We start from the raw sequence: 21,237 nt of genomic DNA on the forward strand, positions 1-21,237 counted from the left end.
CGCATCCTCTGCCGGCGACAGTCGTCGTCGCGCGGGGAGCGCGCGAGCGACGGAATCAATGTGTGCGAAACCCCGCTGCATGGGCGTCGGCCTATCCGGGCAGCTTGAAGTCCGCGACCGAACGGCGCAGATCCGCGGCGAGCTGGGCGAGGTTGCCGATCGAGGCGGCCGTCTGGCTGGCGCCGACCGAGGTCTGCGAGGTGATCTCCTGAATCACGTTCATCGTGGAGGAAATGTTGGTCGCCGCCGACGACTGCTGGCGCGCCGAGCCGGAGATGTTCTGGATCAGCTCGGCGAGGTCGCTGGACACCGTTTCGATCTCGCCCAGCGCGTGGCCGGCGTCTTCGGCCAGGCGCGCGCCGGAGACCACTTCGGCGGTGGTCTGCTCCATCGAGCTGACCGCCTCGTTGGTGTCGGACTGAATCGTCTGCACCAGCGTCTCGATTCGCTTGGTCGCGCCGGAGGCGCGTTCGGCCAGGCGCTGCACCTCGTCGGCGACGACCGCGAAGCCGCGGCCCGCCTCGCCCGCCGAGGCGGCCTGGATGGCCGCGTTGAGCGCGAGGATGTTGGTCTGCTCGGCGATGTCGTTGATGAGTTCGACGATCGAGCCGATCTCCTGCGAGGACTCGCCCAGGCGCTTGATGCGCTTGGAGGTCTCCTGGATCTGGTCGCGGATCGAGTCCATGCCCTGGATGGTCTGGCGCACCACGGCGGCGCCGTTGGTGGCGATCTGCACCGAACGCTGCGCCACCTCGGCGCTCTCGCTCGAGTTCTGCGACACGTTGTCGATCGACGAGGCCATCTCGTTGATCGCGCCCGAGGCGGAGGTGATCTGGCGCGCCTGGTGTTCGGCGGCGTCGGCCAGCTGCATCGCGGTGCCCTGCGTCTCCTGCGCCGCGGCCGAGACCTGCACGGCGGTCTCGTTGATCGTCGTGACCAGGCTGCGCAGCGCTTCCACCGCGAAGTTGACCGAGTCCGCGATCGCGCCGGTGATGTCCTCGGTGACGGTCGCCTTGACCGTCAGGTCGCCTTCGGCGAGCGAGCCCATCTCGTCGAGCAGGCGCAGAATGGCGTCCTGGTTGCGCTGGTTGAGCTCGACCGTCTGCTGGTAGCGGCGCTGCTGGTCGCGGACCAGGTTGTAGCCGAGCACGAGCAGCAGGAGCAGCGCGCCGGCGGCGGCGATCGCGCCCCAGATCGGGCTGCGCATGATGTCCTTGCTGGGCAGCTGCTCGATGCGCTGGGCGACGGCGCCCGCACGCACCAGCACGCTCAAGCTCTCGTTGAAGCTCGCGTCGGCCGCGTCCTTGGCTTCCTGCAGGTTGGTCGCGGCGTTGAGGATCGTGCGGATCGAGGCGTCGGCCGCGGTCCACTGCTGCGCCACGTCGCCGACGATCTGCTTGGCGTTGGCGTTGTCGAGCGGCTTGATGTTGAGTTCGGACGCGCCGTCGAGCAGGCCGGTGACGACGGTCTGGTACAGGCGCGCGTCGCGCTCGAGCCCGGCGGCCGAGCTCTGCGTGTCGGCACCGCCGGCGACGATGCGGTTGACGCGGCCGCCCATGCGGTCGGCGAGCTGCATCTGGCGCGAGGTGATGTAAACCTGCGAGGCGCTCGCGTTGCGGTCGGTCAGGATGTTGACGACCTCGCTCATGCGCGCGTTGAGGCCGGACAGCCTGTCGGTGAAGTCCTTCGCCCCCGCCACGGCGCCGAGCACGAGGTCCTTGTTGTCGAGGATCTTCTTCGCGTTGGCCTGCAGCTGCGCCCAGGCCTTGGTCAGCGCCTGAAGCTCGGGAGCGACGCTGGGCTTGCCCGCGTACGTCGGCATGCCGGTCTTCGGATCGCCGTTGTTGAGCGCCTTCACGTAGACGTCGATGTTCGCGCGGGTGCTTTCCAGCTCCTGGAAGGCCAGTTCGTTACCCGCCGCCGCTTCGCCGGCGTACTTGGCCAGCTGCTGGGACGAAACCTGGATCTGCGTGGTCAGCGCGGTCGCCTTGCGATCGTCGGCGCCGGCCAGGTACAGGAACACGAAGTCGACGATCGCGAACAAGAACAGGAATCCGAGCAGCACGAACAGTACGGTGTTCGCACCGCCGCTGCGCTCGCGGCCGAGTGCACCCGACGTAGTACTCACACTTCACCCCCTACCTTCTGCGAATGCCATTGCAACCCGATCATGCCGCCGCCTGCTGGAATTCCGCCGTGCGCACCAGCTCGGCCACGCTGAACAACCCCCACAGGACTTCCCCCAGCTGCACGTTCTCGCCGACGAAGCGCGTGTAGCGCTCGTCGATCTCGCCGACGGCCGCGGCGATCTGCTCCAGCGAAAAGCTGCGCTGCCCCAGCACCTCGTCCACGAGCAGGCCGACGCTGCCGCCTGGCTGGCGCACGACCAGCACGCGGCTGGTCTCGCCGATCGCGCTGCGCTGGCCGGCGATGAATTCGTACAGGTCCACCACCGGGACCAGGTTGCCGCGCACGTTGGCGATGCCCAGCAGCCAGCCGCGCGCGCCGGGGACGGCGGTCAGCGGCGGCAGGGTCAGGATTTCGTTGACCTCGGCGATGCTGCTGACGAAGTGGCGCGCGCCGAGGCGGAAACCGATGCCGCGCCACAGGCCCGGCGCCTCGATCTGCTCGGGCGCGCCGGCCGCGTGCCCGAGACTGCGCTGCTCGTAGGCCGCCAGCGCCTCGAACGGCGACAGGGCGGAGACGTCGACGCGGCTCATGCGCGGCTCCGGCGAACGCACGGCGGCCGCGCGCGGCCGAACGCGGCGTCGGCGGCGGCGCATCCCGCGCCGATGCGTCGCGCGCGCGGCAGGCGGGCTTCGTGCTGGTGAATGGCTGCCATCTCTTCCCCTGTCGATCGAATGGCAAGTCGAAACTTACTTCCAGTCCACGTGGCGGCGGATCGCTCCGAGCAGCTCCTCGCGCGTGAACGGCTTGGTCAGGTACTGCTCCGATCCGACGATGCGTCCGCGCGCCTTGTCGAACAGGCCGTCCTTCGACGACAGCATGATCACCGGCGTCGACTTGAACATCTGGTTGTTCTTGATCAGCGCGCAGGTCTGGTAGCCGTCCAGCCGCGGCATCATGATGTCGACGAAGATGATCTGCGGCTGCTGATCGGAGATCTTCGCCAGCGCCTCGAAACCGTCGGTCGCGGTGACGACCTCGCAGCCTTCCTTGCGCAGCAGCGTTTCGGCCGTGCGGCGGATGGTCTTCGAGTCATCGATGACCATCACCTTGATGCCGGCCAGGCCACCCTCGTTGCTGTCGTCCACTCGTCCCCCTGCGTGAAACCGATGACGCGCCGCCGGCCCGGCACCTTGCCGCGAACAGGCAAGGCCCATACCCGATGACGTTCGAGCGCGGCACGGAGCAACCCAAGAACCCGCCTTATCCAACACGTCAGCGAAGCTGTCAAGTTATTGCCGTAAGCCCGCGAATTGACGAAAGATCGAGCCCGCGTCCCGTCCTGTCCATGACCCCTCCGAGTGTAATATAGGCCAGCCCGCGCCAATGCGACGCGCGTCGCGTCACGCGCTCCGCGCCGGCCCCGCCCGGCTCCCGCCGGCGCGGCAGGGTTCGCAGCACGGGCATGCGCTTGCCCCCTATCCTTGCCGCTTTCCGGACCACGCCCGATGACCCGCACCCTCGCCGTTCTGATGGATCCGATTGCGCGGATCCAGCCGAAGAAGGACACCACCCTCGCCCTGCTGCTGGAAGCCCAGCGCCGCGGCTACCGCCTGCTCTACATGACCCAGGGCGATCTCGCCCTGCTCGACGGCAAGGCCTGGGCGCACATGACCGAGCTGACCGTGCGCGACGACCCGCGCGACTGGTTCAGCCTCGGCGAGGCGAGCTGGCGCGATTTCGCCGGCATCGACTACGTGCTGGCGCGCAAGGACCCGCCGGTGGACTCCCAGTTCATCTACGACACGATGGTGCTCGAGCTGGCCGAGCGCGACGGCGCCGTCGTCATCAACCGGCCGCAGAGCCTGCGCGACTGCAACGAGAAGCTGTTCGCGCTGCATTTCCCGCAGTGCTGCGCGCCGACCACGGTCGCGCGGCGCGCGGCGGACATCAAGAACTTCGTCGCCCGCCACGGCGAAGTGGTGCTCAAGCCGCTCGACGGCATGGGCGGCCGCAGCATCTTCCGTTCGCACCACGGCGACCCGAACCTCAACGTGATCCTCGAGACGCTGACCGCCAACGGCCGCGATTTCGCCATCGCGCAGAAGTTCATCCCCGAGATCCGCTCCGGCGACAAGCGCGTGCTGCTGATCGACGGCGAACCGGTGCCCTACGCGCTGGCGCGCATCCCGCAGGGCGACGAGTTCCGCGGCAACCTCGCCGCCGGCGGGCGCGGCGAAGGCGTGCCGCTGACCGAGCGCGACCGCTGGATCGCCGCCCAGGTCGGCCCCGAGCTGGTCCGCCGCGGCCTGCGCTTCGTCGGGCTGGACGTGATCGGCGACTGGCTGACCGAGGTCAACGTGACCTCGCCGACCTGCGTGCGCGAACTCGACGCCGCCTTCGGCCTGAACATCGCAGGCCAGCTGTTCGACCGCCTCGAAGCGACGCGATGAGCGATTCCGTTCCGGCCGACGTCGCGCCCGGCGGCGCGGACCGCCTCGGCGTCACCCTGCTCTTTTCGGTCGTCGCGCACGCCGTGCTCGCGCTCGGCATCACCTTCGAGTTCGAGAAGCCGGCGCCGCGCCTGCCCTCGCTCGACGTGATCCTGGTGCAGTCGGCCAACAGCGAGAAGCCGGAGAAGGCCGATTTCATCGCGCAGGCCAGCAACAGCGGCGGCGGCGATTCCGACAAGGCGCATCGCCCCGCGCAGCCGCTGTCCGGCCCGGTGCCGAAACTGCAGACCGGCGTGGCGCCGATCCCGCTCGAGGACGGCGCGCCGCGGCCGACGCCGCCGACTCCGGTCGAGCGCCTGACGCAGCGCAAGTCCGACTTCAGCGTGGAGACCGAGCGCCAGGCGCCGGAAGCCCCGGAAACCTCGAGCACGACCGAACTGGAAACCGAGCAGCGCCGGCTCGAGATGGCCAAGCTCGCGCAGGAGATCCAGAAGGAAGCCGAGCAGTACGCCAAGCGCCCCAAGCGCAAGTACATCTCGGCCAACACGCAGGAATACGAATTCGCCGCCTACATGCGCGCCTGGGTCGCGCGCATCGAGCGCGTCGGCAACCTGAACTACCCCGACGAGGCGCGCCGCAAGCAGCTGCACGGCCAGCTCGTGCTGACCGTCGGCCTGGACCGCGCCGGCAAGATCAAGAGCATCGACGTGATCCAGTCCAGCGGCCACAAGGTGCTCGACGACGCCGCCGTGCGCATCACGCGCCTGGCCGAGCCGTACCCGCCGCTGCCGGAGAGCAAGGAGAAGGTCGACGAGCTGTACATCTCGCGGACGTGGCAGTTCCTGCCGGGGGATATTCTGCGCAATCGGTGATGGCTCGGCGTTCACGAGCCCATCGAACGAGAGCTACGCGCGCATCACTTGCGGTGATGCGCCTTCCGCAGATGGCACGCGGCTCGAATCAGCGATGCGACCGGAGCCGCACTGGATCCCACCTGAGCCGAGGCAGTGCCGAGTTGAACGGAGAGCCGACGACCTTTTCCGGGGCCAGAGCGTAGCCGACCTCTCCATTCCCGATCTGACCGAACGCATTGCTTCCCCAACACTTCGCGACTCCAGCCACGATGGCGCACGTGTTCCTGCTTGAAGCCGCAACCCAGCTCACGTCGCGAGACGCCCCGATCACATCGACGGCATAAGGTCGATCGTCCCGCGTTCCGTCTCCGATCTGGCCGTAGTAGTTGGAGCCCCAGCACTTCAAGCTTCCTGCGGCCATCAACGCGCAACCATGCGCCGCGCCTGTGGCGATCAAGGCGATTTTCCCGTCGAGACCGGCAACGTCCACGGCCGTTTGCTGGCGGTCTCCCCAACATTTCACCGCGTCGGATCGAGTGAGAGCACAGGTTCGTTGCTCGTGGGCGCTGATGGCGACGACATCCGTGTCCAGCCCTTGCACGTCGACCGGCGTGTTCCTGTTGGTCGTCGTGCCGTCGCCGAGTTCGCCGGTGGCGTTCTGCCCCCAGCATTTCACCCCACCCGCCGCAGTGACTGCGCAGGAATGGTATGCCCCCGCGGCAATCGCCTTGACCCCGAGCCCCAGCTCGATCACCGTGAGAGGAACCGGACGCCCCGCGATATTGAGGCCCACGCCCAGCTGTCCAACCTCGTTGCTGCCCCAACAACGCACTTCGCCGTCCAACGTCAGGGCACAACTGTGGACGCTGCCCAGAGCGAGCTCGGCGGCGTTTCCACCCAATCTCATCGTCGCGATGGGTTCAGCGCGATTTTCCTTGTAGCCGTCGCCGAGCTGTCCGTACACGCCGAAACCCCAACACCAAACGGCGTTTCCTTGCGTGATCGCACACGAATGCGCAGTGCCCGTGGCAATTGCGATCAGAGGGGAACCAATCCCGGCCACTGCCGACGCGACCGAACGAGGACTCGTCGTTCCATCACCGAGCTCGCCGGAGAAATTCTGCCCCCAACAACTCGCCTTTCCATCTTCCGAGAGCGCGCAGGCATAGTGTTCCGCCGTCGCCACCTCGATTGCGCCCGCACCCAGACCGACGACATCGGTCGGGACTTCGCGTACCGTGGGAACGCCATTTCCGAGCTGGTCCATGTCGCCGCTTCCCCAACAGCGCACCTCGCCCGTTCTCAACCTCGCACACGTGTGCGAGTGACCGGCCGCCAACGCAACGACGCCCGATCCCAGGCCCCCGACGTCGACCGCACTTGAACTGTCGTTCGTGGTTCCATCACCGAGCTGCCCATCGAAGTTGGAGCCCCAACATTTCACGGCGCCACGATCCGTGAGTGCACAGGTGTGCCAAGAGGCCGTGACGATGGCTACGGCGGCCTCCTTCAGCGTTGTTGCATCCACCGGCGCGGGGAGGCTGCTCGACGGGATTCCGTTTCCGAGTTCACCGACTCCATTTGTGCCCCAGCACTTGACTCGCCCTGCGACGGTCAACGCGCAGGTATGCCCGACGGCAGGAGAGACGGCCGCAATTCCGGAGTCCAGGCCGAGTACGTTCACCGGTGTCGAGCTGTTCGCAAACGTGCCGTCGCCGAGCTGGCCGGCGCCGTTCTGCCCCCAGCATTTCACTCCTCGCGCAGCCGTCAGGGCGCACGAGTAATAGTCGCCGGCAGCAATCGCCAACACTCCGGGCCCGAGACCTGCGACGTGGACAGGGACTGCGGAGTTCGTTTCAGTGCCGTCTCCGAGCTGGCCGAATTCATTGTTGCCCCAGCACAGGACGTCGCCCGCGCTGGTGAGCGCGCAGGCATGTCTCGGCCCCGCCGTGATCGCGCGCACCTTGGCCGGCAGTCCAGAAACGAGAACCGGACCGTCCGAAACCGTTTCGATGCCGATGCCGAGCTGGCCGTTGAGGCCGTAACCCCAACATTTCACGGCGCCACCCGCCATCAACGCGCAGGTGTAGAACGATCCGGCGGATACGTCCGTCACCCTGTCCTGCAGACCGATCACGTCGACGGGCGACGAAGTGGGATCGCGTGTGCCGTCACCGAGACCGAAATAACTGTTGTCTCCCCAGCATTTCACGCCACCCAGGCGCGTGACTGCGCACGTATGACCGAAGCCTGCGCTGAGCGTATCCGCCTCGACATCGCGCGATGAAAGCGCTACTGCGAAAAGGCCGATGATCGCAGCCAAGCAGACTCGCACGATTCCGCCGGCAAGCCCGATGGCGCTCGCTGTGACGTGGTGCATTCCTTATCTCCCCCATCCCTGCATGAATATTCGCCTCTCGCCGTATCGGAGAGACCGCCGGTGACATCGCGCCTCGAAGCGCTCGCGGCAGTATATCGCGGCCGATTCGATCCAAATCCGCAGGGTTCTGCCCTCTTGCCGGCTCTTACGGCTGCGAACGTACGTATCCGGCCCTGGTCAACTCGAACTGCCCACATGGGTTCCGTCGTCGAGACCCGCTGCGGTCGGCGACCAACATGAGCGACACGTAACCAGTCGCCATCCGACGCAGTCGCGCGCCGGACGCCCGCTCCGCTCCCGGGTACAATCCGCCCCATGCCCGACCCCACCCCGCTGACGAACCAGCTGCTGATCGCGATGCCGAGCCTGCGCGATCCGAACTTCGCGCGCGGCGTGACCTTCCTGTGCCAGCACGGCGAGGACGGCGCGATGGGCCTGATGATCAACCGCCTGTCCGAGTACCGCCTGGGCGACGTGCTGGCGCAGATGAACATGCATTCGGAGATCCCGGACGTGGTCGACGCGCCGGTGCTGATCGGTGGCCCGGTGCAGCCCGAGCGCGGCTTCGTGCTGCACACGCCGAACGGCGAGTGGGAATCCTCGTTCCGCATTTCCGAGCGCGTCAGCGTGACGACCTCGCGCGACATCCTGGTCGCGATCGCGGCCGGCAACGGGCCGCGCCACGCGGTGGTCGCGCTCGGCTATTCCGGCTGGAGCCCGGGCCAGCTCGAGCAGGAACTGGTCGAGAACCACTGGCTGACCGCGCCGGCTTCCGAGCAGGTGCTGTTCGAGACGCCGCTGGACCAGCGCTGGGAAGCGGCCGCGCACCTGGTCGGCGTGAACCTGTTCCAGATGGCCAGCTATGCCGGCCACGCCTGAGAACCCGGACACGGGTTCGAGCGCAGGCCTTCCGACCGGCAACGTTCTCGCTTTCGACGTCGGCACGCGCCTGATCGGCGTCGCGCTCGGCAACCGGCTGACCTCCGGCGCGCGCGCGCTCGCCGCGATCGCCAGCGACGACTGGCCCCGCCTGGACGCGCTGGTCGGCGAATGGCGGCCGGAGCGCCTCGTCGTCGGCCTGCCGCTCGCGCTGGACGGCGGCGAACAGCCGATGACGCGCCGCGCGCGCGAGTTCGCGCGCGCGCTCGAACGCCGCTACGCGCGGCCGGTCGACCTCGTCGACGAACGCCACACCTCGCGCGAAGCCGCACGCCGCTTCGCCGAGCAGCGTGCGAGCGGAGCCGCACGGCGCAAGCACGCCGCCGACATCGACGCGCTCGCCGCGCAGATCATCCTCGAGCACTGGTTCTCCACCGGCCCGCAACCCAATTCCGCCACCTCCTGAGCACGACCTTCCGCATGTCCAAGCCCCACGAGCCCCCGCGACATCTGCTGACCCTGCAGGACCTCGGCCGCGAGCGCATCCTCACCCTGCTCGATCGCGCCGCCGGGCTGCGCGCGCAGTTCCGCGCCGGCGCGCTGCCGCCGCTGCTGGCCGGGCGCACGGTGGTGAACCTGTTCTTCGAGCCGTCGACGCGCACGCGCACCAGCTTCGAACTCGCCGCGCGCCGGCTCGGCGCGCTGGTGGTGAACTTCGACATCGCCAGTTCCTCCACCAGCAAGGGCGAGACGCTCGAGGACACGCTGGCGACGCTGGAGGCGATGGACGCCGACGCCTTCGTCGTGCGCCACAAGGAGAACGGCACGCCGGCGCGCCTGGCCGCGCACGCGCGCCGCGCCGCCGTGCTCAACGCCGGCGACGGCAACCACGCGCATCCGACGCAGGGGCTGCTCGACCTGCTGACCATCCGCGACCGCAAGGGCCGTGTCGACGGGCTGACCGTGACGATCTGCGGCGACGTCCGCCACTCGCGCGTGGCACGCTCGGACGTGCACGGCCTGGCCGCGCTCGGCGCCGGCGAGATCCGCCTGTGCGGCCCGGCCGCGCTGCTGCCGGCCGCCGACGAGTTTCAGCACTGCCGCGTGTTCGAGGACTTCGACGCCGCGGTCGAGGGCGCCGACGTGATCGTCATGCTGCGCCTGCAGAAGGAGCGCATGGAGCGCCTCGCCTTCGACGAGGATACCTATTTCGCCCGCTACGGGCTGGACGCGAAACGCCTCACGCGGGCGCGGCCCGACGCGGTCGTCATGCATCCGGGACCGATGAACCGCGGCGTCGAAATCGCCTCCGAAGTCGCCGACGGCGCACAGTCCGCGGTGCTGGAGCAGGTCGCCAACGGCGTGTTCGCCCGCATGGCCGTACTGGAAGCGCTGCTGCGCCGCTAAGCTTCGCATCCGTCCGTCCGGAATGACGCATCCGTGCGCGGTTCCGTGATCCGTTTCCAACGACGGCCATACCGACGGCCGCCAGAAGTCGGTTCAACCACCGGAAGACGCCGTATGCGCAGACACGTCAGGATTGGATTCATCACCCTCATCGCCGCATTGGCTGCCGCCTGCGGCAAGAAAGCCGAGCACGACGCACCGATCGCTTTCGTACCGGCGGATACGCCGTACGTGATCGCCGCGCTCGAGCCGGTGCCGGACGCCACCGCGAAGTACCTCAGCGCTCAGGCGCAGGGCATCTGGTCGGTGATCTTCCCGATGTTCGACCAGATGCTGGCCGAGAGCGAGCAGAATGCGGACGAGGAAGCCACGCCCGAGCAGCTCGCGCTGCGCGCCAAGACGCGCCGCGTGGTGAAGGCGGTGATGGACGAGATCCGCACCCGCGACACGCCCGAGAAGTGGCGCGAAGTCGGCCTCGGCACGCAGGTGCGCTCGGCCATCTACGGCGTCGGCCTGCTGCCCGTGCTGCGCGCCGAGATCCTCGACGCCGACGCGCTGCGCGCGATGATCGCGCGCATCGAGCAGAACGCCGGCGAGAAGCTCGGCACCGCGCGCATCGGCGAACAGGACGTCTGGACGATCGGCGGCGAGCCGGTGCTCGGCCTGATGGCGATCCAGGCCAAGCACCTGGTGGTCACGGTCGTGCCGGCCGGCGCCGACGAGGCGCTCAAGCGCCGCGTGCTCGGCCTCGACCGCCCCGACAAGAGCCTGGCCGACACGAACGCGCTGGCCGATTTCAACAAGGCGCGCGGCTACCTGCCCTACGCCAGCGGCTGGGTCGACACGCGCCGCGTGCTGGCGCTGCTCAACGACGATCCGGCGGTGGCCGCGTTCGCCAAGGCCGCCGGCGAACCGAAGCCCGAACTCGACGCCGCCTGCCGCGGCGAACTCGACGCGCTCGCCGCGAAGGCGCCGCGCCTGGCGCTGGGCTACACGAAGTTCGACACCGAACGCATGACCATGCACATGCGCCTGGATCTCGATCCGGCGCTGGCGAAATCGCTGGCGTCGCTGCCGGTGGCCCTGCCGGGCGCGAAGTCGAACGACGCGCTGTTCGACTTCGCCTTCGCGCTGCCGGTGCTGCGCGGCCGCGACTTCCTCGTCGCCCAGGCGGATGCGGTCGCCGCGGCGCCGTTCCGCTGCGGGATGCTCGAGCCGCTGAACGAGCAGCTCGCGGAAATGAAGACCAAGATCGAGGCGACGATCCCGCCGCCGCTGGCCGACCTGCTCGGCGTGCGCCTCACGGTCGACCGCGTCGTGCTGCCCGCCCCGGACGGCAGCACGGCGTTCGACGTCGCCGGCCGCGTGCTGGTCGGCAGCAACAACCCGGCCTTCCTGACCAGCCTCGCACAGATGTCGGTGCCGGCGCTGCAGAAGATCGCGCTGTCGCCGGACGGCAAGGCGGTGGCGATTCCGGCGGATGCGATTCCCGGCGGCTACGCCGAAGGCCACGAGATCCACGCTGCGATGGGTGCGAAGACGCTGGGCCTTTCGGTCGGCAAGGACCAGGCCGCGCGGCTCGAGACGGCCGTGACCGCCGCCGCGGGAACGCCCGGGGTGGCGATCGAATCGAGCCTCAGCGGCGAGGTGTACAAGCTGCTCGGCCAGGCCTTCGACCAGTTCGGCGACAGCCTGCCGGCCAAGGACCGCCCCACCCTCGACATGCAGCGCAAGCTCTACGCGATGTACGCGCAGTGGTTCAGGCGCATCGGCGGCGACATGAGCTTCGGCGCCGAAGGCATCGACATCACGCAGGACGTGGAATACGCCAGGCAGTAGCTTCGCGCCGGCCTGCCTTTCACGGAACGACCCCGCCTCGCGCATGCGAGGCGGGGTCGGCTCTTCGTTCGTTGCGAAGTTCGTTGCGAGCGGCGCCCGGACGGACGCCGCCGTCTTCAGGTCTCGACCAGCTCGACGCCGTCCAGGCCCTGGCTCAGCGTGTGCGCATCGCCGCCCTGGGCGAGCTTGATCTTCAGGCGCACCTCGTTGGCCGAGTCGGCGTGGCGCAGGGCGTCCTCGTAGCTGATCTCGCCGGCCTGGTACAGCTCGAACAGGCTCTGGTCGAACGTGCGCATGCCGAGGTTGGTCGACTCCTTCATCACGTCCTTGAGCTTGTGGATCTCGCCCTGGCGGATGTAGTCGGCGATCAGCGGCGTGCCGAGCATGACCTCCATCGCCACGCGTCGCGCCTTGCCGTCCGGGGTCGGGATCAGCTGCTGCGCGACCACGCCCTTGAGGTTCAGCGAAAGGTCCATGAACAGCTGCTGGCGGCGGTCCTCGGCGAAGAAATGGATGATGCGGTCCATCGCCTGGTTGGCGTTGTTGGCGTGCAGCGTGCACAGGCACAGGTGGCCGGTTTCGGAGAAGTTGATCGCGTGCTCCATCGTCTCGCGCGTGCGCACCTCGCCGATCATGATGACGTCCGGCGCCTGGCGCAGCGTGTTCTTCAGCGCGTTGTCCCAGCTGTCGGTGTCGATGCCCAGCTCGCGCTGGGTGACGATGCAGCCGGCGTGCTGGTGCACGTACTCGATCGGATCCTCGATCGTGATGATGTGGCCGGTGGAGTTCTGGTTGCGGTAGCCGATCATCGCCGCGAGCGAGGTCGACTTGCCGGTGCCGGTCGCGCCGACGAAGATGATGATGCCGCGCTTGGTCATCGCCAGCGACTTGATCACCGCCGGCAGGCTCAGCTCCTCGATCGTCGGGATGCGCGTCTCGATCCGGCGCAGCACCATGCCGACGCAGTTGCGCTGGTAGAAGCACGAGACGCGGAAGCGGCCGACGCCGGTCACCGAGATCGCGAACTGGCACTCGTGCGTCTTCTCGAACTCCTCGCGCTGCGAGGGCGTCATCACGTTCAGCACCATGTCGCGCGACTGCTGCGGCGTCAGCGCGTTCTGCGTGATCGGCGCGATGCGTCCGTTGACCTTCATCGACGGCGCGACGCCGGCCGTGATGAACAGGTCCGACGCCTTCTTGTGCGACATCAGCTTCAGGTACGAGGTGAAATCGACGCTGCTCATCTTTGCAGTTCCCCTATGGATGCCGGACGGCGCGGCCGCGCCCGTCGGCGACCGGAGCCGTTCGCGCCGCGCACCGCGCGGGACGGCCTCGCTCCGCCCGGGCATCTTACACCTCGCCGACGCCGGCCCACTGCGACGCCTGCATGGTTTTGCGGGCCGGAAAAAGGCCGCAGGACGCCGGCGCGAACGGGTTTTCCCCCGCGCCGGCCGGCTCAGAACACGGCGAGGTCGACGCCGCGCGAATTGCCGCCGCGCATCTCGATGTCGACCTCCGCGCTCGCACCGCGCGCGCAGTCGCAGGCGTAGACAGAGACGAATCCGTCCTCGAACGCGGGCGCGACGGGACGGCCGTCCATGCGCACGACGATCGCCGGCTTTTCCGCCAGGGCGTAGGCCATGTGCGTGACCGCCAGATGCTCGGAAGCGGCGAGCCGGAACGCCGGTACGCGGCTGTGCGCCGACGCCGGCGGCGGCACCTGCGCCGGATACACCGGCACGTCCGGCGGCAGCAGGGGCGGCGTGTCGCCGACCGGCCTGGCCGGCACCAGCCCGAGCGGCCCGATCCGGCGCGCCGGGCGCACGCCGACGTGCGCCAGCATTGCGCGCGACAGTCCCAGCCAGTGTTCGCGATCGGGCGCGTTGCCGCCGATGTGCACGTCGCCGCGATCGCAGAACAGACGCATCGCGATCGCATGATCGCTGGTCAGCTGCGCCGCGTAGACGCCGTGCACGGCAGGCGCCGGCTGCGCGCAGAGGAACTTTCCGCTGGCGCGCTGGGCGTAGGCCGGCATCAGCGGCAGGATCTGCAGCTGACCATCGCGCGGACGCTTGATGTCGAACCAGGGCACCCACTCGAAGGCCCAGGTTCCCTGCGCCTGGAACCTCGCCGTGCCGGCGATCGTGACCGCGCAGGCGGCCAGCGCGACGGCCGCCGCGCAAACGCGAACCGCGTGCGCCGCGCGCGTCTCGCCGAGCGAGGCCAGCCCGATCGCGACCAGGCCGGCCAGCACGATCCAGGTCGACGCGGCCATGTAGTACGGCGTGTCCACGCGCACCAGCACGGTCGTCAGCAGCACGGCGAGCAGGGTCGCCAGTCCGCAGAGGACGACGCGACGCGTGCGCGCGTCGCGCAGGCCGGCGACGAGTCCGAGTGCACCGGCGGCGCCGCCGGCCGCGACCGTCAGCGTCGCGAGGCCCGCCCACGGCGCCGGCCAGCCCAGCGTCGGCTCGAACCATTCGCGCGCACCGCCCCAGGCAACGCCGGCGAACAGGCGGGCCAGGTCGAACACGCTGCCGGTCGTGCGGCCGTTGCCGAGGTAGGCGCCGGCGCGCTTCCACTCGGCGAATCCGTGCGTGAAATCCCACCACAGGAACGGCAGCAGCGGCAGCAGCGCCGCCGCCGCGGCCAGCAACACGTCGCGCGCGCGCAGCACACCGCGACGCCACGCCCATGCCGCCACCGCGGGCGCCACCCAGAGCAGGCCGGCATTGGCCGGATGCGCGTGGATCGCCAGCACGCCGAACAGTGCCATGCCGACCAGATAGCGTGTGCGCGGCCGCCGGCAGTAGCGCACCGCGCACAGCAGGAAGGCCAGATCCAGCGCCGGCGACAGCAGCGGATGCGACGGCAGCAGCCACTCGAAAGTGGACCAGCTCGGAACCAGCAGGCCGACCGCGAACAGCAGACCCGCGCGGCGCCCGTGCAGGGCCTTGCCCAGCAGATAGGCGAGCGGCACCTGCAGCGCGGCGACGGCGCCGAGCAGCAGCAGCGTGGACAGCCACGTGCGCCCCACCGCCAGCAGCAGCGCGAGCAGGTAGAACCACACCGGGCCGAGATGGATCGTCTCGTTCAGCACCGGACCGTACGGCGGGAATTCGTCGCCGTGGACGATCCGGTACGCGGCGAAGAAGTCGCGCGCCAGGCCCATGTGCACGCCCGCATACGGGATGCGCAGCAACAGCAGCAGCGCGAGCGCGGCGAGCGCGAGGTTGCGTGCCGTCCGCGACGCCAGCCAGATGCGCAGGCGCGGCGTCATGCGCACGCAAACCCGCCATCGCGCGGGCGGGTGACCGGCCTCGCGTGGGGTCCTGCGTTTCCGAACGGGCGGCCGGGGTCGCGCACTCGTGCAAGGCTCCGATTCTGCGACCGCGGACTATAGCGGCCGGCCGCCGGCGCGCGCATCCGTGCGGCGCAGCGGCGGGCGGCTCGGCGGCACGCCCGTCGAAACGCGGTTCCGTCAGCGAAGTTCGCCCAGAGCGCTCCTCAGCCGAGGCAGCATCGCGCTCGCTTCCACAGAGGACTTCCCGCTCGCCGAGGCCGTCACGGCCCGCACCGATGCTTCATGGCTGAGCGCGTTCAACGCTTCCATGTCGGCGGTGGACTGCGCGCCTTCCGTTTTCAGCAGGGACGGCGGCAGCAGGCGTGCGGCGACCATCGTCACCCCGCTGGTCGGGGTGTCGGTTTCGGTCTTGAGGAAGGTGTTCTCGAAACCGACCCATTGATTGACGCGCAGTTCGAAGACGTACAGCGCGTAGTACGAGGGCGAACTGTCGAGCAGGATCATCACGCGGCCGTCCGGCAGCTTTCCTCCGACGAGCACATTCGAGCTCGAGCCCAGGCGCCTGCCGACGAACGCCTCCGGAATCGTCGAACAGCTCGACAGCGTGCAGGGGCCGGTCACCTCGATAAAATCGCCGAAGGCCACCACGCTGCCGAACGTGGTGTGCCACGCTCCCTGCATCAGCGAGCTGGCACTCGCGCCGTAGCCGAAAAGAAAGCGCTGCAGCGTCGAGGTGCGGCCGTTGTAGACGAGCCGTCCCGTGGTGGGAGTCGGAAACTCGAGCGTCACCGGTCCCTTGTTGATGGCCGGCCCGGGTTGCATGTACGCGCCGCCGATCCACGGTCCGGACGAGACCTGGTAGAGGGAGGCGTTGTTCACCCGTCGCGTCGCCGGGTTCCAGGTGCCTTGAATGGTGTAGAACGTCGGCCTCGAATCCTCGTCGTAGTTGAAAAGAGCGACGAACATCTGGTCGTCCTGAGTCTCCACCGCATAGCCGCGGCCTCCCTGACCCGGATCCAGATAGAAGCCGTCGACCGGCGGAATCGTCTGCGCCGCCGCACCGGCGGAAAAGCACGCCAGCGCGAGGACGCGCAGGAACTTGAACATGGTGAACCCCCCGTTTGATGGACCGAGCGGCCCGGGAACGTTCACGTCCCCGTCGATGGACGAACGGCGAAACGACGCGTCGCCGCTCGCCCGGACGCGCGCCGGGAGGGAGAAAGCAAGCTTCGTGCCTGCAACGGCAAGCTCAGGCGTTGCGGCGGAAATAGAACCGCGCGGCGAGCACGAGGATCAGCGGCGGGATCGCGTTGGCGAACGCCGGATGCAGGTTGTAGACCGCGCCGAAGCTGACGATCGCGCGCTGCAGGAAGTAGAAGCCGAGCGCGAGCACGATGCCGACGAACAGGCGCTTGGACAGGCCGCCGCTGCGCAGCGTGCCGAACGCGAACGGCACCGCGCAGAACGCCAGCACGAGCACGTTGATCGGGTAGAACAGGCGCGTCCAGTACGCGCCGCGGTAACTGGAGGCGTCCTGGTTGTTGCGGTCGAGGTAGTAGATGTTGCGGCCCAGATCGCCCAGGGTCATGTACTGCGGCTGGATGATGCTCAGCGCGAGCAGGCGCGGATCGAGCCCGGATTTCCAGCCCGCTTCCGTCTGCTGCGTGCTGCTGGCGCTGTCCGGGCCGAAGTCTGTGCGGCGCACGTCGCGCAGGGTCCAGTCGTTGCGCACGTGCACGGCGGTGCCGGCCACCGACAGCGACAGCAGGCGGCCTTCCTTGTCGAATTCGAACACCCGCACGCCGTCCAGGTCGACCTCGGCCGAGCCGGCCTGCGTGCGGCCGCGGCGCGCGCTGATCACGGTCTCGCCGTCGCGCGCCCACAGGGAACCGCCCTTGGCCAGCGCCACGTCCTTGGACTTGGCCGCCAGCGACAAGGCCTGCGCCTTGCGCTCGCCCCACGGCCCCAGCGTCTCGCCGAGCACGGCCGTGCCGAGGGTGAGCAGGCCGAGCCCGAGCGCGACCGAGGCACAGATGCGCAGCTTGGACAATCCGGCCGCGCGCAGCGCGGTCAGCTCGCCGCTGTTGGCCAGGCCGCCGAGGCCGAGCAGGCCGCCGATCAGGGCGGCGTAGCCGAACATCTCGTAGAAGCGCCGCGGGATCGTCAGCAGCACGTAAGTGGCCGCCTTCGCCAGCGTGTACTGGCCCTGGCCGACGTCGTTCAGCTCGGCGACGAAGATGCGGAACGCATCCAGCGCCACCAGCGTGCACCAGGTCAGGCCGACCGCGGTCAGTACGGCCATCGCGACGAGACGGTCGACGCGCTTGAACATCACCATCACGCCGCCCTCCTCGGTGCGCGCAGGCGCTGGCTGCTCCAGATCAGCCAGGCCGCCAGCGCGAGCGCCGGCAGATACACCCACCACAGGCCGAAGCCCGGCGCCAGCTTGCCGGCGCTGATCCACGAACGGCCCAGCAGCAGGCCGTTGTAGTAGACCAGCCAGGCGAGCAGCGCCAGCAGCAGGCGCGCATAGCGCGGTTCGCGCGGGCTGGACTTGGACAGCGGCAGCGCGAGCAGGGTCAGCACCAGCACCGACAGCGGCGCGGCGAGGCGCCAGTGCAGCTCGGCGCGCATGACCGGATCGTCGCTCGCACGCAGCAGCGCGCCGGTCGGCGCGGAGCGCTTGGCACTGATCTCGTTGGCGTCACCCTCGCCGTCGGGCAGCTTGATGTCGTTGCGCGCGAAGCGCACCAGGCGGAAGTCGTCCTCGCCGAGCTTGCCTTCGACGCGGAAGCCGTCCTGCAGGGCGATGTAGCGGCCGATCCCGTCGGCGTCGTGGTAGAGGTAGCCGTGGGTGGCGGTGATCACGTCGATGCGCGTCTTGCCGCTCTGCTTGTCCGGGCGCTCGTTCTCGATGAACATGCGCTTGAACTGCGTGCCGTCGGCGGACATCTCGCCGACGTAGATGACGCCGTCGCGGCCGGGCAGGTCGACGAAGCGCCCCGGCTCCAGCCCGGCCACGATCAGCGAGCGGCTGGCCTCCTGCATCAGGCGCTGCGACAACCGGTCTGCCGCCGGCGCGAGCCAGAACGAGAGCACGCCGAGCACGACCATCGCCGGCAGCGCGAACAGCGCCAGCGGCCGCAGCAGGCCGCGCGCGTCCAGCCCGGACGACTGCAGCACGGCCATCTCGCTGTCGCGCCACAGGCGCCCGTAGGCCAGCAGCACGCCGAGCAGGATCGCCAGCGGCAGCAGGATCGTCAGCGCGCCGACGCTGCGCAGGCCGATCAGGGTGAACAGCAGGTCGGCCGGGATGCGGCCGCGCGCGATCTTCGCCAGCAGGTCGGCGACCGCGCCGCCGACCATCACCAGCAGCAGGATCACGCTCGCCGCCAGCACGCTGGTGGCGACCTCGCCCAGCAGGTAGCGGTCGACGATGCGCAGGCGCAGCCACCTCGATCCGCGCAGGGCGGCGAGGCTTTGCCTTAGAATGGACGGCTTCGCGTGCGTGTCGGTCATGCAGCGGGTCTGCTCCTGGCGGATCGGGCCGGGCGGATCGCCTCGCCCCGGCCAGCCGGCAAGTGTACCCCGCGCGGCGCGCCCATCATGCAGATGCACACGGAATCCCAGATGACTCTGACGTTCAGCACCACCTCCGACGCCCCCGAAACCGCCGCCACGCCGTGCCTGGTGGTCGGGCTCTACGAAGACCGCGTGCTGAGCAGCGCCGCCGCGCGCATCGACGAACGCTCGGGCGGTGCGATCAAGCGCCTGATCGACAGCGGCGACGCCACCGGCCGGCCCGGCAGCACGACCCTGCTGTTCGGCCTGGCCGGCGTGGCCGCGCCGCGCGTGCTGGTGGTCGGACTGGGCGAGCAGAAGAAGTTCGACGCCACCGCGTTCCTGCGTGCTTCGCACGACGCCGGGCGCGCGCTGAAGAACCTGCCGATCGAGGCCGCCGCGTCCTTCCTCACCGAAATCGACGTGCCCGGGCGCGACCTCGCCTGGAAGCTGCGCACCGCCGCGCTGGCCGCCGATTCGCAGGCGTACCGCTATACCGCGACGTTCAAGCCGAAGGAAACGCCGAAGGCGCCGCAGATCGAAGCGATCGCCTTCGCGGCGGGCGCCGACCGCAGCGACCGCGCGCTGGGCGAGGCCGCCGCCATCGCCGCCGGCGTGCGCTTCGCGCGCGAGCTGGGCAACCTGCCGCCGAACATCTGCAATCCGGCCTACCTCGCCACCGAGGCGAAGAAGCTCGCCGACGCGCACGCCGGCGTGGCGCTGAGCGTGCTCGAGCGCGAGGACATGGCCAAGCTCGGCATGGGCTCGCTGCTCGGCGTCGCGCAGGGCTCGGCCAATGCGCCCAAGCTGATCGTGCTGCAGTGGAAGGGCGGCGGCGACGCCAGGCCGTACGCGCTGGTCGGCAAGGGCATCACCTTCGACACCGGCGGCATCTCGATCAAGCCCGGCGCCGGCATGGAGGAGATGAAGTTCGACATGTGCGGCGCGGCCGGCGTGCTCGGCACCTTCCTCGCCGCGGTCGAGCTGAAGCTGCCGATCAACCTCGTGTGCATCGTGCCGGCGGTGGAGAACATGCCCGACGGCAACGCCTACCGCCCGAGCGACATCCTCACCAGCATGTCGGGCCTGACCATCGAGGTGCTCAACACCGACGCCGAGGGCCGCCTGATCCTGTGCGACGCGCTGACCTACGCGCAGAGCTTCGATCCGCAGGTGATCATCGACGCGGCGACCCTGACCGGCGCCTGCGTGGTCGCGCTCGGCAAGCACGCCTCCGGCCTGATGAGCAAGGACGACGAACTCGCCGAACAGCTGCTCGCCGCCGGCAACCTCACGCACGACCGCGCCTGGCGCCTGCCGCTGTGGGACGACTACCAGAACCAGCTCGACTCCGGCTTCGCCGACGTCGCCAACATCGGCGGCAAGTACGCCGGCGCGATCACCGCCGGCTGCTTCCTGTCGCGCTTCGTCAACGGCCGCCGCTGGGCGCACCTGGACATCGCCGGCACGGCCTGGGAAGAAGGCCGCAAGGGACTGGCCACCGGCCGCCCGGTGCCGCTGCTCACGCAATACCTGATCGACCGCAGCGCGTGAACGCGACCGACCCCACCCAGCGCAGGAAGGCCCAGGCGATTGCCGCCGTTTTCGGCATCAATCTCGTCTTCGGCGCGCTGCTGGTCGGGCTGTTCCCGGGCCTGACCGACCCGGCCAGCGCGCAGGCGACGATCGAGGAACTGCGCGGCAGCCCGATCAACATCGTGTACCAGCTGGCGACCCTGATCGCCTGCTTCGCCTGGCTGCACCTGGATTCGCGCCAGCTCGACATCCGGCGCCCGTGGTGGCTCAACGTCGGCATCGTGCTGGTCACGTCGGTGTTCGTGCCGTACTACCTGTACAAGACGCGCCCGCCCGGCCAGCGCGGCCAAGCGATCCTGAGCTTCCTCGGCGTGGTGTTCGGCAGCGTGATCGCGATGATGATCGGCATGTTCCTCGCGCTGGCGCTGCATCCCGGCACGATCGAACCCGGCACGCGGCTCTGAGGCGGCGATGCCCCGCGCGGACTTCTACCTGATCGACAAGCCGCGGTTCCGCGACGACCCGCTGCTGCTGGTGTGCGAGCTGGCCAAGCGCGCCTACGCGAGCGAGCAGCCGGCGCTGATCCTGGCCCGCTCGCAGGACCAGGCCGAGGCGCTCGACGAGAAGCTGTGGGAGTTCGACGAGCACGCCTTCATCCCGCACCAGCTCGCCGGCGACGACGACGACGCGATCACCGCCGTGCTGATCGTGCCGCCCGGGGTGAGCACCGCCGACCGGCCGCTGGTCATCAACCTGCGCGACGACTGCGCGCCGGGCCTGTTCGAGCGCGTGCTCGAAGTGGTGCCCGCCGACGAGGCGCAGCGCGCCGGCTCACGCGAGCGCTGGAAGACCTACCGCCAGGCCGGCTTCGAGGTCGCCAAGCACGACATGTGACCG

At 69.2% G+C, this 21,237-nt stretch carries 18 protein-coding genes; 9 read left to right on the forward strand and 9 right to left on the reverse strand.

Annotated features, from left to right (window positions below; all coding sequences use genetic code 11):
• Positions 1 to 91 precede the first annotated feature (91 nt).
• From ACFO6Q_RS04130 to ACFO6Q_RS04140, 3 genes are all read right to left on the reverse strand, one after another.
• The gene (locus ACFO6Q_RS04130) at positions 92 to 2,128 is read right to left on the reverse strand and encodes a methyl-accepting chemotaxis protein (RefSeq protein ID WP_380019264.1); all 2,037 of its coding nucleotides are present in this window, start codon (positions 2,126 to 2,128) and stop codon (positions 92 to 94) included.
• Between the two features lie 40 nt (positions 2,129 to 2,168).
• Positions 2,169 to 2,720 carry a chemotaxis protein CheW gene (locus tag ACFO6Q_RS04135; protein ID WP_380019265.1) on the reverse strand — a complete coding sequence of 184 codons (552 nt, stop codon included), beginning with the start codon at positions 2,718 to 2,720 and terminating at the stop codon, positions 2,169 to 2,171.
• A gap of 156 nt (positions 2,721 to 2,876) precedes the next feature.
• Entirely contained in the window at positions 2,877 to 3,233 is a 357-nt protein-coding gene (locus ACFO6Q_RS04140; protein WP_380019299.1) for a response regulator, read from the reverse strand.
• A 402-nt stretch (positions 3,234 to 3,635) separates the two neighbouring features.
• Between ACFO6Q_RS04140 and gshB the strand changes: the two genes are divergently transcribed.
• Entirely contained in the window at positions 3,636 to 4,580 is a 945-nt protein-coding gene (gshB, locus tag ACFO6Q_RS04145; protein WP_380019266.1) for a glutathione synthase, read from the forward strand.
• Positions 4,577 to 5,452 (forward strand): energy transducer TonB, encoded by an 876-nt coding sequence (locus ACFO6Q_RS04150; protein ID WP_380019267.1) that lies wholly within the window; start codon positions 4,577 to 4,579, stop codon positions 5,450 to 5,452. The genes gshB and ACFO6Q_RS04150 overlap by 4 nt, the downstream gene beginning before the upstream one ends.
• 88 nt (positions 5,453 to 5,540) lie before the next feature.
• On the opposite strand, the gene ACFO6Q_RS04155 is transcribed toward ACFO6Q_RS04150, so the two are convergent.
• Entirely contained in the window at positions 5,541 to 7,814 is a 2,274-nt protein-coding gene (locus ACFO6Q_RS04155; RefSeq protein ID WP_380019268.1) for an RCC1 domain-containing protein, read from the reverse strand.
• 315 nt (positions 7,815 to 8,129) lie between these two features.
• Here ACFO6Q_RS04155 and ACFO6Q_RS04160 point away from each other — a divergent pair, with 315 nt between their 5' ends.
• The 4 genes from ACFO6Q_RS04160 to ACFO6Q_RS04175 all read left to right on the forward strand — a co-directional run bounded on the left by ACFO6Q_RS04160 (position 8,130) and on the right by ACFO6Q_RS04175 (position 11,939).
• On the forward strand, positions 8,130 to 8,693 hold the full coding sequence (locus tag ACFO6Q_RS04160) for a YqgE/AlgH family protein (RefSeq protein ID WP_380019269.1): 564 nt from the start codon (positions 8,130 to 8,132) through the stop codon (positions 8,691 to 8,693).
• Positions 8,677 to 9,159 (forward strand): Holliday junction resolvase RuvX, encoded by a 483-nt coding sequence (ruvX, locus tag ACFO6Q_RS04165; protein WP_380019270.1) that lies wholly within the window; start codon positions 8,677 to 8,679, stop codon positions 9,157 to 9,159. Before ACFO6Q_RS04160 ends, ruvX begins: the two co-directional genes overlap by 17 nt.
• Positions 9,160 to 9,173: 14 nt before the next feature.
• Positions 9,174 to 10,100, forward strand: a complete 927-nt coding sequence (locus ACFO6Q_RS04170) for an aspartate carbamoyltransferase catalytic subunit (protein ID WP_380019271.1) — start codon at positions 9,174 to 9,176, stop codon at positions 10,098 to 10,100.
• A 114-nt stretch (positions 10,101 to 10,214) separates the two neighbouring features.
• Positions 10,215 to 11,939 carry a hypothetical protein gene (locus tag ACFO6Q_RS04175; protein ID WP_380019272.1) on the forward strand — a complete coding sequence of 575 codons (1,725 nt, stop codon included), beginning with the start codon at positions 10,215 to 10,217 and terminating at the stop codon, positions 11,937 to 11,939.
• Between the two features lie 116 nt (positions 11,940 to 12,055).
• On the opposite strand, the gene ACFO6Q_RS04180 is transcribed toward ACFO6Q_RS04175, so the two are convergent.
• The 5 genes from ACFO6Q_RS04180 to lptF all read right to left on the reverse strand — a co-directional run bounded on the left by ACFO6Q_RS04180 (position 12,056) and on the right by lptF (position 18,762).
• Entirely contained in the window at positions 12,056 to 13,183 is a 1,128-nt protein-coding gene (locus tag ACFO6Q_RS04180) for a PilT/PilU family type 4a pilus ATPase (protein ID WP_380019274.1), read from the reverse strand.
• 212 nt (positions 13,184 to 13,395) lie between these two features.
• Complete coding sequence (locus ACFO6Q_RS04185; protein ID WP_380019275.1) at positions 13,396 to 15,219, reverse strand: hypothetical protein; 1,824 nt, start codon at positions 15,217 to 15,219, stop codon at positions 13,396 to 13,398.
• A gap of 201 nt (positions 15,220 to 15,420) precedes the next feature.
• Positions 15,421 to 16,350 (reverse strand): hypothetical protein, encoded by a 930-nt coding sequence (locus tag ACFO6Q_RS04190; protein WP_380019276.1) that lies wholly within the window; start codon positions 16,348 to 16,350, stop codon positions 15,421 to 15,423.
• A 142-nt stretch (positions 16,351 to 16,492) separates the two neighbouring features.
• A complete protein-coding gene (gene lptG, locus ACFO6Q_RS04195; protein WP_380019277.1) occupies positions 16,493 to 17,581 on the reverse strand; it encodes an LPS export ABC transporter permease LptG in 1,089 nt (362 codons plus the stop codon).
• Positions 17,581 to 18,762: an LPS export ABC transporter permease LptF gene (lptF, locus tag ACFO6Q_RS04200; RefSeq protein WP_380019278.1), complete on the reverse strand. Its 1,182-nt coding sequence runs from the start codon at positions 18,760 to 18,762 to the stop codon at positions 17,581 to 17,583. Before lptF ends, lptG begins: the two co-directional genes overlap by 1 nt.
• A 111-nt stretch (positions 18,763 to 18,873) precedes the next feature.
• Here lptF and ACFO6Q_RS04205 point away from each other — a divergent pair, with 111 nt between their 5' ends.
• Genes ACFO6Q_RS04205 through ACFO6Q_RS04215 form a run of 3 tightly spaced genes read left to right on the forward strand, consistent with a single transcriptional unit; the run spans position 18,874 to position 21,234 of the window.
• On the forward strand, positions 18,874 to 20,358 hold the full coding sequence (locus ACFO6Q_RS04205; protein ID WP_380019279.1) for a leucyl aminopeptidase: 1,485 nt from the start codon (positions 18,874 to 18,876) through the stop codon (positions 20,356 to 20,358).
• Positions 20,355 to 20,804 (forward strand): hypothetical protein, encoded by a 450-nt coding sequence (locus ACFO6Q_RS04210; protein WP_380019280.1) that lies wholly within the window; start codon positions 20,355 to 20,357, stop codon positions 20,802 to 20,804. The genes ACFO6Q_RS04205 and ACFO6Q_RS04210 overlap by 4 nt, the downstream gene beginning before the upstream one ends.
• 7 nt (positions 20,805 to 20,811) lie before the next feature.
• Positions 20,812 to 21,234 carry a DNA polymerase III subunit chi gene (locus ACFO6Q_RS04215; protein WP_380019281.1) on the forward strand — a complete coding sequence of 141 codons (423 nt, stop codon included), beginning with the start codon at positions 20,812 to 20,814 and terminating at the stop codon, positions 21,232 to 21,234.
• Positions 21,235 to 21,237 lie beyond the last annotated feature (3 nt).

Source organism: Dokdonella ginsengisoli, from assembly GCF_042652785.1.
GTDB lineage: Bacteria > Pseudomonadota > Gammaproteobacteria > Xanthomonadales > Rhodanobacteraceae > Dokdonella_A > Dokdonella_A ginsengisoli.